Here is a 16,390-nt window from a genome sequence, read left to right on the forward strand (position 1 = left end):
AGCCTTATTGATATATCAATAAGGCTTTTTTAATGTAAAATTTTGGGCTTACGCTTTTAAATTACGAACCAATTTACTCTCGGTATTTACAGATTTACCGGCTTGATCGTAGGTCATTGACGTTGGTGCGCCAATTAATATCTCTTTTAATTGTTTAACACTAAGTTGCGCTTGGCGGGCAGCATGAGCATTAACATTATTTTGTTTTTGGCATTGCGCAAGTTGAGTTTTAACTTGGCTTATTAGCTCAGATATTTCAGGATTTTGTGTATCGTTACTGGCAATAAGCTTACTTAGCTCTTTATCAAGAGTGCTTAGCTTAGTTAAAAAAGACATTTTTTGTTGGGTAATTTCTTTTAAACCAGCACCACGTCGTGAAGCAATAGCAGTAAGCTCGTCGTTTAATAGCGTATGCAAAGAATCTAAACAACTTACTTGTTGGTTTAGTTTTACGCTAATTAAACTATTATGATCAGCCATACACATTAAACTCAAAATCAGCTAAGTTTTTAGCAAGCTTTTCACTGTCCACTTGATATTTACCTTCGGTTATTGCTTTTTTAAGCTCAGCAACTTTATCGCTGTCAAATCCAGACGATTGCTGTGCTTTATCTTGAAGCGTTTTTAATTGCTGCGCTTGCGGCGTTAAGCTTACAGAGTCACTTGCTGCTTTAGGCGAAGGAGTCTGCGTCGCTTGTGTATTTGCGTTATCTTTTTTTAAATCAACTTGTTGTTGCTTTGCATTTGTTAACGCATTAGCTTGTTGATTACTGCCATTAACTTGATTAACCATAATAATAAACCCGTATATTACCCAACTTATGCCATGTTATCGGCATATACGTAGGATACTTTAGTATAAATCTAAATTAAATATTCACCTGAACAGACTCTACACCATCTACTCGCGCATTTAAAACTTTACCTGATTTTTTGTTTTTTATTTGTATTTGTTCGCCCAAAGTACCGTCTTCTAAAGCAATACCTGTGGTTTTAATTCTAAGGCCTCTAAGGTTAGCGTAAATATTAACAGAGTCACCTTTACACACCATACAAATTTGGTTTAGTAATACTGGCATACCACTTCTAATATTTCGTTTACTTCTGCTGCCTATTAGCATTGTGGGGTCATCTAAGTACTGTATTCGTACAAAGTGAGTTGGTTTCATTTCAATACTTAAATGCGATTTAGTTATTACTTCACCGCGGGATAAATTAGCGGTGGCAACAACAACTGGGGCCATTTCAACAACTCTTACATGAACGTATTGAGCCCACGTTTGCGCATCATTGCACTTAGCTTGTAAGGTTACTTGGCGGTTAAATGGTGGCTCATCGGATGTTGATAATTCAAGCTCAGTATTACAGACACGATCAGGAATGCGACTATCTAAAGGCAGTGCACTTAATTGAGTATTAGTATTTTGCAATGTACCAATCTGCTTAGCTATATAAGCAACGGCCATGTCTTGTAATAAATCTTTACTAAACACTTTAGCTTGCAAAGGGAATACAAAGCACAAGCTAGTAACAAAATAAAAAACACTGTATCTTCTGATTTTTTTTAACAAACTCATAATGTTTCGACTATGCTTATGGTTTCAAACAGGGTATAAATATTTTGCGTCAAAAAGTAGACGCACCCGCGATGTTATGTAGCTTTATAAATAGAAAGCAATTATCGTTCCGTATTATTTGTTTTCTTTAGGAGATTTGAATGGCAGGCATTTTAGACTCAGTAAACCAACGCACACAGTTGGTTGGGCAGAACCGCCTAGAATTACTTTTATTTAAGCTCAGAGGGCGTCAGCGTTTTGGTATTAATGTATTTAAAGTGAGAGAAGTGCTGCAATGCCCTCCACTAACAAGCATGCCAAAATCTAATCCGTATATTCGTGGTGTTGCACATATTCGTGGTCAAACTATTTCAGTAATTGATTTATCAATGGCTGTAGGTGGGCGCCCAATCGACAACATTAAAGACAGCTTTATAATCATTGCTGAATACAATCGCTCTGTGCAAGGGTTTTTAGTGGGCGGAGTTGAACGTATTGTAAATATGAATTGGGAAAAAATAATGCCACCACCATCAGGCGCCGGACGTTATTCATATTTAACAGCAGTGACCGAAATCGAAAATGAATTAGTCGAAATTCTCGATGTAGAAAAAATTCTCAACGAAATTTGCCCAGTAAACACAGAAGTAAGTGCTGAAGTTGCACAAAGCGGCGATATTCAAAAAGATTTAGGCGAACGTATCGTATTTATTGCAGACGACTCTGCTGTTGCGCGTAATCAAGTTAAACGTGCCCTAGAGCCGTTAGGCGTGCAAACAGAGCTTGCCAAAAATGGTAAAGAAGCACTTATAAGATTAAAAGAAATAGCAGAGCTTGATTGTAAAAACGATATTACTGAGCGAGTAGCGTTACTTATCTCAGACGTTGAAATGCCAGAAATGGACGGTTATACCTTAACAGCTGAAATAAAAGCAGATCCCAAACTTGCACCTTTGCATGTTATTTTGCATACCTCTTTGAGTGGTGTTTTTAACCAGGCTATGATTGAAAAAGTCGGGGCAGATGACTTTATTGCTAAATTTAACCCAGACGAATTAGCAACAGCGGTTAAAAAGTGGGTTCATTGTGATTAACAAAAATAGGTGCTACTAACTTGAATAATAAAGATTTGCAGCAAAGTGAATACGACCAGTTTCGTTCGTTTTTAGAGCAGCAATGCGGCATTGTTTTAGGTGAAAACAAACAGTATTTAGTTAAAAGCCGACTTGCTCCGTTAATGACTCGATTTAATGTGGGATCTTTATCGGAGTTGGTTAGTAAAACTCTCGGGCCTCACGAGCGGCAATTAAGAGCCGCAGTGGTTGATGCAATGACCACAAACGAAACGTTGTGGTTTAGAGATCAATACCCGTTTGAGTTGCTCCAAAATAAGCTTTTTCCTGAGTTTAAAGACTTAAGAAGGCCTTTAAAAATTTGGTCTGCTGCCAGCTCATCAGGACAAGAACCCTATTCAATAGCTATGTCAGTAGCTGAATTTAATACTAAGCAACCTGGTGTGCTTCGTATGGGTGCACAAATTATTGGTACCGACATATCTAATACCATGCTTGATATGTGTAAAAATGCAGAATATGACGCGCTTGCACTTGCCAGAGGGTTATCTGCAGAGCGTCGTAAAAAGTTTTTTAAAGACAGCGGCAATGGTATGGCACAAGTAAACGATACAATAAAAAAACAAGTTAGTTTTAGGCACCTGAATTTGCTTGATTCTTACGCGTTAATGGGCAAGTTTGATATTATTTTTTGTCGTAATGTACTTATTTACTTTGCGCCTGAAATAAAGGCTAAAATTATTAACCAGTTTGCACAAGCATTAAACCCAAAAGGGTACTTATTTTTAGGAGCGTCAGAGTCCCTAACTGGCCTAAGTACTGAATTTGATATGGTTAGATGCAACCCCGGTATCATTTACCAAAAGAAATAATTAAGTTAATTCATTTCCCTAAAACGACGCATCAAGCGTCGTTTTTCTATTTAGATACATAGCCTTATAAAAATATAACACATCCTAATATTAATGGCTTATTTTTTGCTTTATTCATGGGTAAGTCAATTTTTTGGAGAAGGTTATGGCTATCAGTTTTGATAAAGCATTAGGTGTGCATCCGCAAGCCATGTTGATCCGTTCACAGCGAGCTGAATTAATTGCAACTAATATAGCTAACGCTGATACGCCTGGCTATAAAGCAAAAGATATTGATTTTGCCTCTGCATTAAAAGCGGCAAGGTCAACCCAGCAAAGCGGCAATACTATGGTAAGAACTAATGATAAACACATTGGTGGAGGTACTCATAGTATGGGCAGTTCAGAATCATTTCGTTTGCCAAATCAATCAGATACAGGTGATGGTAACTCGGTTGATATACAAGTGGAACGAAACTTGTATACACAGAATGCTATGGAGTATCAGGCCAGCTTGCAATTTTTAAGCGGCAAATTTAAAGGCCTGAATAAAGCTCTCGGTAGTCAAGGATAAAAATTATGAGTTTATATAATGTTTTCGATATTGCAGGTTCGGGTATGAGCGCACAAAACGTTCGCTTAAATACTACAGCTAGTAATATTTCTAATGCTAATACCATTAGTTCATCTCAAGACAAAACGTACCGAGCGCGCCAACCTGTATTTGCGGCTGAGCTAACAAAGGCTTCAGCATCAGTAAGTAACCAACAGGGCTCCGCAGTTGGTGTGAAAGTTTTGGGCATTGTTGAAAGTAATGCACCATTACAAATTGAATATAACCCAAACCATCCAAGTGCGGATGAAAATGGCTATATCTATAAACCCAACGTCAATGTTGTAGAGGAGATGGCAAATATGATTTCTGCCTCTCGTTCTTACCAAACAAACGTGCAAGTTGCTGATGCAGCAAAGCAAATGCTAAGTAAAACACTGTTGCTAGGGCAGCGGTAACCGAGGGTAGGTTATGAGTAACGATATTAGTACATCTTCATCCTATTTAGACTCTATACGCTGGCAAGAATCGCAAGTAGCGACCAGTGATAATGAGAGTGATGCGTTAACACAAGAAGACTTTTTCTCTTTGTTAACTCAGCAATTATCGTTTCAGGATCCCAGTAACCCTGCGGATAACGATCAAATGATTGCGCAAATGACTAGTTTCACAATGGCGCAAGGCATCAGCGATTTAAATTCAAATTTTGATAGCTTAGCGTCATCTATGACATCAAATTCAGCATTGCAAGCATCAACACTTGTTGGCAAGCAAGCTTTACTTGAGTCAAACACCCTGGATTTAAATGAAACGGGTGATGCCAGAGGCTCTGCAGTGGCAGAAGAAGCCGTTGATAACTTAAAAATTAAAGTGACAGATGCATCAGGTCAGCTAGTGAGAACTATTGATATGGGTTCTCAATCAGCAGGTGCAGTACGTTTTGCGTGGGATGGCAAAAATGAAGCCGGTGAGCGTTTACCTGAAGGTGAATACTCAGTAACCGCCGAAGGAAGTACTGACGGCGAATTTTCAAGCTTGCCCATTGCTACATTCAAGAACATTGAAAGCGTTAATATTAATGGCTCAAGTGGCATTATTATTAACACTAAAGAAGGTGCGGTTAGGCTGACAGATGTAGCAGAAATCGCGTAATAAATTTTAGTATTTTTCGCCTGCTAGCAGGCCACAGACTAACAGGTTAGAGGTGAATTATGAGCTTCAATATTGCATTAACCGGCCTTGCTGCCGCGCAAAAAGATTTAGACGTAACGGCAAATAATATTGCAAACGTTAATACCACAGGTTTTAAAGAGTCACGCGCTGAGTTTGCCGATGTTTACGCTTCATCAGTGTTTAGCTCTGGTAAGACTAAAAATGGTGACGGTGTGCAAACAACCATGGTTGCGCAGCAGTTTCACCAAGGCTCACTACAATTTACAAATAACTCACTTGATTTAGCAATCACTGGTGAAGGTTATTTTGCGATGACCGACGATTTATCTTCGCAAGATTTAACATATACACGTGCGGGTGCATTTAAGCTTAACCAAGATAACTTTATGGTTGACGCAAAAGGTAACTTTTTACAAGCATTCCCTGTTGACTCATCTACAGGTGATACAACGTCGGTAAGTTTGAGCACAACTGATCCAATTCAAATCCCTGATTCGTCTGGTTCACCTCGCGCAACAGAAAATGTATTTTTGTCGTTTAACTTAGATGCAACGGCGGATCCAACAGGTCTAGATTTTGACCCTACGTCTAGTGGTACTTATAACTCATCTACGTCAACAACGGTATATGATTCATTAGGTGAACCACATATTTTACAATACTTTTTTGCTAAAGAAGATGATGCCGCAGCAGGTGGTACAGATAACAGTTGGGAAGTATACGCAACACTCGATGGCAAAGTAGTTGATGGCACAACTGGTGGAGAACAAACCGCGCCTTATACACCACTTACCACCCTTGGTTTTAACTCAAGTGGTTTACCATCAACAACAGGTGGTGTGGCAAATACAAATACAACTACTTTTGATGAAATACTACTACCAGCGGGTTCTGGTGCTGGTTTATCAACATTACTAGACAATGGTGCAACTTTCCCAGGTACTGGTATTGAGCTTAACTGGCGCGATGAAAATAACACGGCAGGACGTATCCCAACTCAGTATTCAAGTGGTTTTGAAGTAAAAGCACTCGATCAAGATGGCTCAACGGTTGGTCGTTTAGCCGGAATTGATATAGGAACAGACGGTAAAATTGTCGCTTCTTACAGTAATGGTGACTCAACATTCCTAGGCCAAGTGGCTATGGTACGTTTTCCAAATTCACAAGGGTTATCACAAGTGGGTGATACAAGCTGGAAGCAAAGTATTGATTCAGGTGAACCTGTAGCGGGTGAAGCTGGTTCGGGTACATTTGGTGGAATTAACTCATCAGCGCTTGAGCAATCAAATACAAACCTTACTAATGAACTCGTAGACTTAATTACTGCACAGCGTAATTACCAAGCAAACTCACGTGCGCTTGAGGTTAACTCAACTATTCAGCAAAGTATTTTGCAGATTCGATAAGCTAAACCCCATTAAATATATTAGGCTGCATTTTTGCAGCCTTTTTTATAAGTCCTCTTTGTAAACCCTTCTAAATACCTCTCAATGTTGCGTCAAATTTAATCTGGCACCTATTTTGCATTTATAAGTTCAGAGATTTTTTATGTGAGTCGATACTATGGACAAAATGGTCTACATTGCGGCCTCTGGCGCTAAGCAAAGCCTACAAGGGCTTGCTTTAAAAGCCAATAATTTGGCAAATGCAAATACAACGGGTTTTAAAGCCGACTTTGCGCAAGCACGTTCTATGCAAGCGTTTGGCGAAGGTTTGCCTACACGTGTATTTTCAATGCAAGAGCGTCCGGGTTCAAACATGGTATCGGGTGGCATTGTTCAAACCGGGCGAGACTTAGATATCGCAATGAGCGATAACGCATGGCTTGCTGTGCAAGATGCCTCAGGCAATGAAGCTTACACAAAAGTGGGTACGTTAAACGTTACTGCTCAAGGCATGCTCGTAACCAGCCATGGTCGTCAAGTTATTGGCGAAGGGGGGCCTGTTATTTTACCCGTCCCAGTCGAAAAAATAGGGTTTAGCCAAGATGGCGCTATTCAAGTTCGACCACAAGGCGCCCCCGCTAACTTTTTAGAAGAAATAGACACGCTTAGAGTGGTAGAAGCAAATAGCTCACAGCTCGAAAAAGGTAACGATGGTTTATTTAGACCAAAAGCAAATGTAACAGTAGATACCTCTGCCAATGTAAAAGTTTTAAGTGGTTCGCTTGAAATGTCGAATGTGAACCCAGTTCACGAAATGGTCGACATGATAAGCCACCAGCGCCAATTTGAATTACAAGTGAAATTAATGAAAACAGCTGAAGAAATTGACGAGCGTCAAGATCAGTTATTACGCATAGTTTAACTTTAAAATGAGGACACGATTATGAATCCAGCATTGTGGATCAGTAAAACTGGGCTAGACGCTCAACAAACCGATATATCGGTTATCTCAAATAATTTAGCGAATGCGAGTACCGTAGGTTACAAAAAAAGCCGCGCTATATTTGAAGATTTACTTTATCAAAATATTAATCAACCAGGTGGTCGTTCATCGCAAGATACCGAAATGCCATCGGGCTTAATGTTAGGTGCGGGTGCTAAAGTTGTAGCTAACCAAAAAGAGTTTACGCAAGGCAACATGTTGACCACCGAAAATTCACTAGATTGGATGATTTCTGGTGAAGGTTTTTTTGAAGTACTGCAACCAGATGGCAATATTGCTTACTCGCGCAATGGTCAGTTTACTACCGATGGCGATGGACGAATTGTAACATCGGGCGCAGGTTACGTTATTCAGCCAGAAATGAATGTACCTGATGACGCGCAATCAATTACGGTTTCGCAAGACGGCGAAGTATCTGTACGTGTTGCAGGCCAAGCCGATAACGTGGTCATTGGTCAGCTTACTATTAGTGATTTTATTAATCCGTCGGGCCTTGAGCCAATTGGTCAAAACCTTTATACCGAAACCGCTGTAAGTGGTGCGCCGGTACAAGGTAATCCTGGTGTTGAAGGGTTAGGTAGCATTATTCAAGGCTCACTCGAAACTTCAAACGTAAATGTAACTGAAGAGCTCGTAAACCTAATTGAAACTCAGCGTATTTACGAAATGAACTCAAAAGTAATTTCGGCCGTTGACGAAATGATGAGTTATATCAATCAACAGCTTTAATAGAGTAGGGGGAATTATGCGTAATATTATTTTATTTACAGCGGGCACATTATTTTTAAGTGGCTGTATGTCTACGCAAAATAGTGAAGTAGTGCAGGACGACCCTTACTACGCACCTATGTACCCCGAGCCTATTTTAGAGCCGCTGGTAGCCACAGGTTCATTGTTTAATACTCATACATCAAACGACTTATATTCTGATAAAAAAGCGCTACGTACTGGCGATATAATTACGGTTAAATTGCAAGAGTCTACTCAAGCAACAAAAGCCGCTAAAACAGAAACAGACAAAGAAACCGACGCAAGCTTAGACCCAGTGATTGGCTTAGGTGGTCTACCTGTAAATATAGGTGGCGATAGTATTCAGTTTGGCATTGGTAGCGATTCGTCGTTTACGGGCGATTCAAAATCAAACCAATCAAACAGCTTAGTGGGCGATATTTCGGTTAATGTAATGCGCGTTTTACCTAATGGTAACTTAGTTATTCGCGGCGAAAAATGGCTAACGCTTAATACCGGTGAAGAGTTTATTCGTTTAGAAGGGCTAGTACGCCCTCAAGACGTAAGCGCCGATAATACGGTTGAATCAAACCGCATTGCTAATGCACGTATTCAATACTCAGGTAAAGGGCAAACGCAAGAAGCGCAAAGTCCTGGTTGGCTTACACGTTTCTTTAGCAGTTCGCTGTTTCCATTTTAGAGGGTAACAACATGAATAGCCTTAAAGCTTTATGTTTAGTTGTGTTATTAGGTTGGCAGTTTACTGCCAGTGCTGAGCGCATAAAAGATGTGTCTATGGTTGAAGGCGTACGCTCTAACCAATTAGTTGGTTATGGCTTAGTGGTTGGTTTACCAGGCACTGGCGAGCAAAACTCATACACACAACAAAGTTTTAGAGGCATGTTGAACAGCTTTGGTATTACGCTGCCTTCAACTCAAAGTCCTAAAATTAAAAATGTTGCCGCTGTTGCTGTGCATGCAGAGTTACCCGCATTTAGAAAGCCCGGGCAAACAATAGATATTACGGTTTCTTCTATTGGTAGTGCAGGCAGTTTACGTGGCGGTACTTTACTACAAACTTTTTTAAAGGGTGTAGACGGTAACGTGTACGCTATTGCACAAGGTAGCTTAATTGTCGGTGGCTTAGGTGCACAAGGCCTTGATGGTAGTAAGGTTGTAATTAACACCCCTACAGTTGGTCGTATACCAAATGGCGCAACAGTTGAACGCACTGTAGAAAGCCCATTTATGCAAGGCGATTACATTACCTTCAACCTAAACCGCCCAGACTTTACAACGGCAAAACGCCTAGAAAAAACAATTAATGACTTAGTTGGCCCAAATAGCGCACAAGCAATTGATTCTGTTTCTATTCGTGTTATAGCACCACGCGATGCATCTCAGCGTGTATCGTATTTATCAACACTCGAAAACTTAGAATTTAAGCCCGCTGACATGGCCGCTAAAATTATAGTTAACTCGCGCACCGGTACAATTGTCATTGGCAAAAACGTTAAGCTTCAGCCTGCGGCTATAACTCATGGTGGCTTAACAGTAACAATTGCAGAGCAACAAAATGTGTCACAACCAAACCCGCTAGCAAACGGTGATACAGTTGTTACACAGCAAAGTATTATTGATGTAAATCAAGACGACTCGCGCGCCTTTGTATTTAATCCAGGTGTAAGCCTTGACGATTTAGTTCGCGCAATTAACGAAGTAGGCGCAGCGCCTGGTGACTTAATGGCTATTTTAGAAGCACTAAAAGAAGCCGGCGCAATTAACGGACAGTTAGTTGTTATATAAATAACCCAAGCCAATAAATAACGTATTACTTAAGCCCTAGATATAGGGCTTTTTATTTACAGCAACTTAAGTTTATTATTTTTATCTTCCTCGTTTTATCGGTAGTGGCTCAATTTTTGCATTTTTAACTGCATTATTCATTTTGTGTCAAAAAGCCGATGGAAACTAATCACCTCGATAAACAAAACTTTTTTGATTTAGGCAACTTAGATTTACTTCGTAAAGAAGCCTTAACGAGTGGCGATGCATCAACTGATGCCTCTAAAGCTGCGCTCAAAAAAGCGGCCGCACAATTTGAAGCTATTTTTACGCAAATGTTGCTCAAAGGAATGCGCAAAGCTAACGAAGCATTTGAAGATAAAGACAGTCCATTTAATTCAAGTGGCGTAAAGTTTTTTGAAGAAATGCACGATCAGCAACTTTCTACAGAGCTTTCATCAAATGGCTCGTTAGGCCTTGCCGATTTAATTGTTCAGCAGTTATCGCCTGAGTCTAAAAACTTTATGCCAGGCTCGGTGCTTAGAACAACCAACGATATTTTCAGCGATACGCAAGTCGGATCAGCTCTTCCTCATGAGCAAAAAAATAAGCAACCCGATCTTATCGTTAAGAGTACTAAAGCCGATATTGCTGAGCCTAAGGTTAATACTGCAGAGTCTAAAACCGATAGCCCAACATTTAAAAATGCAGAAGAGTTTGTAAGTTCAGTATGGGAACACGCTAAAACTGCAGCGCAAAAAATTGGTTTAAACCCAGCGGTAATGGTCGCACAAGCGGCACTTGAAACCGGTTGGGGTAAACACATTATTAATAAAAGTGACGGTGGCAGCTCAAATAACTTATTTAATATTAAGTCAGATAAAAGCTGGGAAGGTGACAAAGCAAGTAAAGTAACGCTTGAGTTTGAACAAGGCACACCCGTTAAAAAACAAGCCAGCTTTAGAGCCTACGATTCAATTAAAGATAGCGTGAACGACTTCGTTGATTTTTTAACGCAAAACCCACGCTACAAAGAAGCATTACAAAATACAGCAAAACCAAATGACTTTTTAGATTCATTACAAAAAGCAGGTTATGCAACCGATCCAAATTATGCCAGCAAAATAAAAAAAGTACTCAATAGCAGTCAGCTAAAAGACATTGCGGCAAACGTGATCCGCCAAGGAGTAGAGTAACATGTCGTTTAATTTATTAAACATTGCCAGTTCTGGGGTTAGAGCAAGCTCGGAGCTATTGCAAACGACAAGTAAAAATATCGCCAATGTAAATACCGTAGGCTACGTACGTGAGCGTACTGAATTTACCACTATGGTTGATAACCAAGTAGGGCGAGGCGAAACATACCGATTACTAAACGAGTTTGCTCAGTCACAGCTAAATCGTGACACCTCTAATAAATCGTTTTTCGATCAGTTTATTACTGAGGCTAATCGAGTTGATACTATTTTTTCTGAAGAGTCGAACAACCTTTCGACCGGAATTAACTCTTTATTTAATAACGTGCAAGAAGCGCTTAATCAGCCGTCATCTACCGTTGCCCGCTCATTAGTAATGACAGATGCGCAAAGCTTAATTGATCAAATGGATAGACTTTCGGGCATCGTGCTTGATCAAAAAAGTGTAGTGAACGAGCAGCTCGAAATATTTTCAGATGAAGCAAACTCACTAATTCAAAGTATTAGCACGCTAAATCAAAATATTGCAGCAGTTAATGGCACTAATAACGCCGCAGATGCGAGCTCTACCTATAACGAACGCGATAAAGCAATACGCGACTTATCAGAGCTAATAGACATAGAAACGCTTGATGGTCCAAATGGCGAAAAACTCGTTTTTATGGGCACAGGCGAAGCGGTGGTTATGCAAAATGGCGCATTTAACTTATTTTCGATGACAGGCGACCCCGATCCTAATTTTAAAGAATTCACGCTTGACGTTAATGGTGGCAAAGCAGTGCCGCTTGAAGTTGATGTAAGTAAGCTTAAAGGAAAAATTGGCGGCTTACTTGCTTTTAGAGATGACATATTAGTCCCTGCGCAAAACCAAATTGGTCAAATGGGCTTAGCGATAGCTGATGCATTTAACGAACAAAACAAATTGGGTATGGATGCAACAGGTCAGCTAGGGGGTAATATTTTTAATATTCCTACCGTTGGCGCTTATGCGTATCAAGCTAACACAGGTACTGCCGGTATGACTGCAACGGTAGAGCCAGGTAAGGGCAGTGAACTCCCTGCCAGTGACTTTATTATTACCTATACAGGCAATGCTAATGAAGTAAGTATTCAGCCTATAGATAACAAAGGCGATCCGTTAGGGCAGCCTTCACTTGCTGATATATCGACAGGTGTTATTGATTCATCGACTATTACTACCGGAGAATCATTTGGCCTTCAAGTAAATGTGTCTGGGGCAGGTGTTGAGGGTGATCAATTTCAAATAAAGCTTAATTCAGATGCTGCTTCAAGCATTACACTTGCAACAGGGCGCGCAGAAGATTTAGCACTAGCATCGCCTATTCGTACTGCTAATGATTTAAATAATATAGGTACCGCTACTATTTCAGCGGGAGAAGTAACAAGTGTTACCTCCGGTGGATTTACTTCAACACCAAGCTTAACAAACGGTGAAATAACGCTTGTTAAAACAGGTAATGCTAATGAATATCAAATTACTGATAATAGCGGAACGAGTACTTTTACTATTACGCCTCCTGCAAAAGGAATGTTATCGCAAGCGGGTGCTCCATTTGATACCTACGGATTCGATTTTGATATAGAAGGCACACCTGCAACAGGCGACACCTTTACACTTGAGTTTAACGAAGGCGGCTTTGATGATAACCGAAATGGTTTAAAATTAGCTGATTTACAAAATGGTGAATTAGTCCGTCTAAACGTAGAAACAACAGCAACGGCCGACAACCATAAAACGTTCAACCAAGCTTATTCAGGATTAGTGAGTGATATAGGTGTTATAACTGGCCAAGCAATCACAAGTGGGGCTGCATTTGACGCTCTAGCACAGCAATCTGAGGCATGGTATGAATCACTATCTGGAGTAAACCTTGATGAAGAGGCCGCAAATTTACTGCGTTTTCAACAATCATATTCAGCATCAGCACAAGTTTTAGCAGCAGCTCAAGAAATTTTTGACACCTTATTAAATGCGGCGAGGTAATTATGCGTTTATCAAATAATTTAATGTACCAAAACAACATAAATAAAATACTCGACAACCAACAAGGTGTTGCAAATGCTCAAGAGCGAGTAACTACAGGTGAAAAGTATTTAACTACCTCAGAAGCGCCAGCTGCTATTTCGCAAGGAATGCTATATTCAAATAAAATACAAACAAACGAGCAATATACAAAAAATATTGCTCAGCTAAGTGGACGCCTCGAAACAGAGGAAACCATATTGCAAAGTATAAATACCAATATTCAACAAGCGCAAGAACTCACTATTCAAGCTGGTAATGGTGCGTACACTAAAGACGATTTAAAATCGATTGCATCAGAACTTAGCGGCATTCAACAAACGTTAGCTAACTTAATGAACACCCGATCAGAAGACGGAAAATTCATATTTTCAGGATACCAAGACAGTACGCAGCCATATCAGTTTGATTCTGCAGCGGGTGAGTACACCTATAATGGCGACCAAGGCCAGCACCAAATAACTATAGCTGAAGGTGTATCGATTAAAGCGAGTGATAACGGTTTTGATACGTTTGAAAAAACTAACGCGCGATTAAATGTAGAATCTAACACGGCAAGTGTTTCAGGCTCTATTACAGCGGCAAGTGTATATGTTGACGGCCAAGCTGAGTTTGATAAATTTCATCAAGCAAATTACAACGCAGACCCAACAGCTTCAGCAACAGCAAATACTTATAGTGTATTAGTAAGCCCAGGTGCTACAGCAACTGATCCACAAACCTACGAAATATACCGAGACGGCGCAGCACTAACCCCCGCAGTAACGGGTGAGGTTACAGATGAGCCAATCGATTTTGCAGGTATGAAGATTGAATTTGAAGGTTCAGCACCTGGGCAGCTTGATTTTAGCCTTGAAAAGCCAGGCAAAGAAAACGTACTCAATACATTACAATCACTTATTACAGGTTTAAATGATGGCACACTTGAAGGTGATGATTTTCAAGAAGTGTTAGCCGATGGCTTAGTGCAATTACAAAATGCCAGTGAACAAGTTGTGTTTACCCAAGCAAGTTTAGGTGGGCGTATGAACGCAGTTGATAGCGTTAGCGACTCTAACCTTGCACAAGATATTCAAAACAAAAGTAACCTTTCTGATTTAGTCGAAGTAGACATGGCAGAAGCTATTAGCGAACTAACCAAACAAGAAACGGCACTGCAAGCATCGCAAGCAACTTTTGGCCGTTTAACTAACCTCTCGTTATTCGATTACTTATAAGCAAGTTATAAGCAGATTATAAGCAGAAATACCTTGCCGCTTTACCTACTTTAAAGCGGCAATAACTATCTACAAAATTGCGGCAAAAAAATGTCACTCCCACCGAAACAACTTCACTCTTTATTTACAATTTAACAAGCTGTATATTTGCCATTAAAAACAATGAGTTATAAATAAATTAAAGTTGGCACAGTAAATGCTTTTCTTATTATAAGAAATTATCGAACAGTGGTTCCTGTTAAATCGTGTTGAACCACACTCTGTTTAAACCTAGGAGATGGTAAAATGGCATTAACAGTAAATACTAATGTGTCGTCACTAAACGCACAACGTAACTTAACTAAATCAGGTGAAGGCTTAGCAACTTCGATGGAGCGTTTATCATCAGGTATGCGTATCAATAGCGCAAAAGATGATGCCGCAGGTCTACAAATTTCAAACAGATTAACATCGCAAATAAATGGCCTAGCAGTTGCTCAACGAAATGCTAATGATGGTATTTCAATGGCGCAAACAGCTGAAGGTGCAATGAGTGAATCAACAAGTATTTTACAAAGAATGCGTGAACTTGCACTTCAATCAGCAAACGGATCTAATTCACCAGAAGATCGTGAAGCGCTGCAAAAAGAAGTATCAGCTTTACAGGTTGAATTGACACGTATAGCCGATACCACCTCATTTGGTGGACAACAATTATTAGATGGCAGCTACGGTAGCAAAACATTTCAGGTTGGCGCTAACGCTAACGAAACAATAAATGTATCACTTTCAAGTGTGGCAGCAGAAAAAATCGGTGCAAATCAAACTAACCTGCAATCTGCAACTACTGTCGATGGTTTTGGTCAAGTAAATGAAACGGGCACCGGTACGCTTGCTGCAAGTACAATAGCATATGGTAATTTAGCAATCTCTGGAAGAGAAGACTCTACTGTAGCTATTCCAGCTGGCGCTAGTGCTGAAGAGGCTGCTGATTTAATAAATCAGGTAACAGGTGCTACAGGTGTTTCAGCACAAGCCAGAACAGAAGCGCGTTTAGATATTACGGGCACACAAACGACAGCAGGTGAGTCTGTCAGTTTTGAGTTGAACGGCGAAAAAGTGTCATTTGTAGCAACAGGAACTGCAACAGGTGACGAACAAGCAATGGCTGAAGCTATTAACAGTAGAACAGATGAGCATGGTGTTACAGCAACTATTGATAATGGTGTGCTGTCTGTTTCAGATAATAGTGGTGCAGATATTGAAATTGTTGGTTTTACTGGCGGCACGGGTTCTACCTTAGGTATTATCCCCCAAGGCTATGATGGCACAGATGGTGATACAGTTACTATTGCAACAGGCGGAACTGACTCAGGCAGAATAGCTGGAGCTATCCAATTAAATTCATCAGATACCTTTAGCACAACAGGTACTACTTTTGTTGATGCTGTTAATACTAAAGTAACAAGTGCTTTAGAAAATGCAGCGGATATTGATATTACCAGCCAAAAAGGGTCGCAGGATGCATTATCAGTAATTGATAACGCAATAGCTAATATTGACTCTCAACGTGCAGGTTTAGGTGCGGTACAAAACCGCTTTAGTCATACAATTAGTAACCTTGCTAATATTGCTGAAAATGTATCTGCATCACGCAGCCGTATTCAAGATACCGACTTCGCAGTAGAGACTGCGCATATGACTAAAAATCAAATCTTGCAACAGGCGGGCACGTCAATCTTATCGCAAGCAAACCAAGTGCCACAAGCCGCGATTAGTTTACTAGGCGGTTAATTAAACTAACAGCATTTTTTTGTATTAGAAAAGCGCAATTTATTGCGCTTTT

At 40.1% G+C, this 16,390-nt stretch carries 17 protein-coding genes; 14 read left to right on the forward strand and 3 right to left on the reverse strand.

What is annotated here, in order from left to right; all coding sequences use genetic code 11:
- Positions 1 to 48 precede the first annotated feature (48 nt).
- The 3 genes from GQR46_RS05595 to flgA all read right to left on the reverse strand — a co-directional run bounded on the left by GQR46_RS05595 (position 49) and on the right by flgA (position 1,577).
- Positions 49 to 480, reverse strand: a complete 432-nt coding sequence (locus GQR46_RS05595; RefSeq protein ID WP_024589967.1) for a flagellar protein FlgN — start codon at positions 478 to 480, stop codon at positions 49 to 51.
- Positions 473 to 793 carry a flagellar biosynthesis anti-sigma factor FlgM gene (gene flgM, locus GQR46_RS05600; RefSeq protein WP_007581856.1) on the reverse strand — a complete coding sequence of 107 codons (321 nt, stop codon included), beginning with the start codon at positions 791 to 793 and terminating at the stop codon, positions 473 to 475. The genes GQR46_RS05595 and flgM overlap by 8 nt, the downstream gene beginning before the upstream one ends.
- A gap of 76 nt (positions 794 to 869) precedes the next feature.
- Positions 870 to 1,577: a flagellar basal body P-ring formation chaperone FlgA gene (gene flgA / locus GQR46_RS05605; protein ID WP_165729499.1), complete on the reverse strand. Its 708-nt coding sequence runs from the start codon at positions 1,575 to 1,577 to the stop codon at positions 870 to 872.
- Between the two features lie 140 nt (positions 1,578 to 1,717).
- Here flgA and GQR46_RS05610 point away from each other — a divergent pair, with 140 nt between their 5' ends.
- The 14 genes from GQR46_RS05610 (at position 1,718) to GQR46_RS05675 (ending at position 16,338) form a co-directional block, all read left to right on the forward strand.
- A complete protein-coding gene (locus GQR46_RS05610) occupies positions 1,718 to 2,650 on the forward strand; it encodes a chemotaxis protein CheV (protein WP_007581858.1) in 933 nt (310 codons plus the stop codon).
- A gap of 20 nt (positions 2,651 to 2,670) precedes the next feature.
- The gene (locus GQR46_RS05615) at positions 2,671 to 3,501 is read left to right on the forward strand and encodes a protein-glutamate O-methyltransferase CheR (protein ID WP_007581859.1); all 831 of its coding nucleotides are present in this window, start codon (positions 2,671 to 2,673) and stop codon (positions 3,499 to 3,501) included.
- Positions 3,502 to 3,646: 145 nt separating this feature from the next.
- On the forward strand, positions 3,647 to 4,054 hold the full coding sequence (gene flgB / locus GQR46_RS05620; protein WP_002959431.1) for a flagellar basal body rod protein FlgB: 408 nt from the start codon (positions 3,647 to 3,649) through the stop codon (positions 4,052 to 4,054).
- A 5-nt stretch (positions 4,055 to 4,059) separates the two neighbouring features.
- Entirely contained in the window at positions 4,060 to 4,491 is a 432-nt protein-coding gene (gene flgC, locus GQR46_RS05625) for a flagellar basal body rod protein FlgC (RefSeq protein ID WP_007581860.1), read from the forward strand.
- 13 nt (positions 4,492 to 4,504) lie between these two features.
- Complete coding sequence (locus tag GQR46_RS05630) at positions 4,505 to 5,185, forward strand: flagellar hook assembly protein FlgD (RefSeq protein ID WP_007581861.1); 681 nt, start codon at positions 4,505 to 4,507, stop codon at positions 5,183 to 5,185.
- Between the two features lie 59 nt (positions 5,186 to 5,244).
- Positions 5,245 to 6,612 (forward strand): flagellar hook protein FlgE, encoded by a 1,368-nt coding sequence (gene flgE / locus GQR46_RS05635; protein ID WP_165740344.1) that lies wholly within the window; start codon positions 5,245 to 5,247, stop codon positions 6,610 to 6,612.
- A gap of 157 nt (positions 6,613 to 6,769) precedes the next feature.
- Positions 6,770 to 7,513, forward strand: a complete 744-nt coding sequence (locus GQR46_RS05640; protein ID WP_007581863.1) for a flagellar basal body rod protein FlgF — start codon at positions 6,770 to 6,772, stop codon at positions 7,511 to 7,513.
- 21 nt (positions 7,514 to 7,534) lie between these two features.
- Positions 7,535 to 8,323 (forward strand): flagellar basal-body rod protein FlgG, encoded by a 789-nt coding sequence (gene flgG / locus GQR46_RS05645; protein WP_002959420.1) that lies wholly within the window; start codon positions 7,535 to 7,537, stop codon positions 8,321 to 8,323.
- A 16-nt stretch (positions 8,324 to 8,339) separates the two neighbouring features.
- A complete protein-coding gene (gene flgH, locus GQR46_RS05650) occupies positions 8,340 to 9,023 on the forward strand; it encodes a flagellar basal body L-ring protein FlgH (RefSeq protein ID WP_010553251.1) in 684 nt (227 codons plus the stop codon).
- Positions 9,024 to 9,034: 11 nt separating this feature from the next.
- Positions 9,035 to 10,129 (forward strand): flagellar basal body P-ring protein FlgI, encoded by a 1,095-nt coding sequence (locus tag GQR46_RS05655; protein ID WP_024592771.1) that lies wholly within the window; start codon positions 9,035 to 9,037, stop codon positions 10,127 to 10,129.
- A 158-nt stretch (positions 10,130 to 10,287) separates the two neighbouring features.
- Entirely contained in the window at positions 10,288 to 11,304 is a 1,017-nt protein-coding gene (flgJ, locus tag GQR46_RS05660) for a flagellar assembly peptidoglycan hydrolase FlgJ (protein ID WP_165740345.1), read from the forward strand.
- A gap of 1 nt (position 11,305) precedes the next feature.
- Positions 11,306 to 13,309: a flagellar hook-associated protein FlgK gene (gene flgK / locus GQR46_RS05665; RefSeq protein WP_165740347.1), complete on the forward strand. Its 2,004-nt coding sequence runs from the start codon at positions 11,306 to 11,308 to the stop codon at positions 13,307 to 13,309.
- Positions 13,310 to 13,311: 2 nt separating this feature from the next.
- Positions 13,312 to 14,565 (forward strand): flagellar hook-associated protein FlgL, encoded by a 1,254-nt coding sequence (flgL, locus tag GQR46_RS05670; protein ID WP_165740349.1) that lies wholly within the window; start codon positions 13,312 to 13,314, stop codon positions 14,563 to 14,565.
- Positions 14,566 to 14,850: 285 nt separating this feature from the next.
- The gene (locus GQR46_RS05675; protein ID WP_165740352.1) at positions 14,851 to 16,338 is read left to right on the forward strand and encodes a flagellin; all 1,488 of its coding nucleotides are present in this window, start codon (positions 14,851 to 14,853) and stop codon (positions 16,336 to 16,338) included.
- Positions 16,339 to 16,390 lie beyond the last annotated feature (52 nt).

The sequence above is a fragment of the Pseudoalteromonas sp. Z1A6 genome (assembly GCF_011378745.1).
Classification (GTDB): Bacteria; Pseudomonadota; Gammaproteobacteria; order Enterobacterales; family Alteromonadaceae; genus Pseudoalteromonas; species Pseudoalteromonas arctica.

Excerpts from the sequence above, each read along its gene's own strand:
- GQR46_RS05630 (WP_007581861.1), top strand. The coding sequence starts at position 4,505 with ATGAGTAACGATATTAGTACATCTTCATCCTATTTAGACTCTATACGC.
- flgG (WP_002959420.1), top strand. The coding sequence starts at position 7,535 with ATGAATCCAGCATTGTGGATCAGTAAAACTGGGCTAGACGCTCAACAA.
- flgA (WP_165729499.1), bottom strand. The coding sequence starts at position 1,577 with ATGAGTTTGTTAAAAAAAATCAGAAGATACAGTGTTTTTTATTTTGTT.
- flgK (WP_165740347.1), top strand. The coding sequence starts at position 11,306 with ATGTCGTTTAATTTATTAAACATTGCCAGTTCTGGGGTTAGAGCAAGC.
- flgL (WP_165740349.1), top strand. The coding sequence starts at position 13,312 with ATGCGTTTATCAAATAATTTAATGTACCAAAACAACATAAATAAAATA.
- flgC (WP_007581860.1), top strand. The coding sequence starts at position 4,060 with ATGAGTTTATATAATGTTTTCGATATTGCAGGTTCGGGTATGAGCGCA.
- flgJ (WP_165740345.1), top strand. The coding sequence starts at position 10,288 with ATGGAAACTAATCACCTCGATAAACAAAACTTTTTTGATTTAGGCAAC.
- GQR46_RS05675 (WP_165740352.1), top strand. The coding sequence starts at position 14,851 with ATGGCATTAACAGTAAATACTAATGTGTCGTCACTAAACGCACAACGT.
- GQR46_RS05640 (WP_007581863.1), top strand. The coding sequence starts at position 6,770 with ATGGACAAAATGGTCTACATTGCGGCCTCTGGCGCTAAGCAAAGCCTA.
- GQR46_RS05655 (WP_024592771.1), top strand. The coding sequence starts at position 9,035 with ATGAATAGCCTTAAAGCTTTATGTTTAGTTGTGTTATTAGGTTGGCAG.
- GQR46_RS05610 (WP_007581858.1), top strand. The coding sequence starts at position 1,718 with ATGGCAGGCATTTTAGACTCAGTAAACCAACGCACACAGTTGGTTGGG.
- GQR46_RS05595 (WP_024589967.1), bottom strand. The coding sequence starts at position 480 with ATGGCTGATCATAATAGTTTAATTAGCGTAAAACTAAACCAACAAGTA.
- flgM (WP_007581856.1), bottom strand. The coding sequence starts at position 793 with ATGGTTAATCAAGTTAATGGCAGTAATCAACAAGCTAATGCGTTAACA.
- flgH (WP_010553251.1), top strand. The coding sequence starts at position 8,340 with ATGCGTAATATTATTTTATTTACAGCGGGCACATTATTTTTAAGTGGC.
- flgE (WP_165740344.1), top strand. The coding sequence starts at position 5,245 with ATGAGCTTCAATATTGCATTAACCGGCCTTGCTGCCGCGCAAAAAGAT.
- flgB (WP_002959431.1), top strand. The coding sequence starts at position 3,647 with ATGGCTATCAGTTTTGATAAAGCATTAGGTGTGCATCCGCAAGCCATG.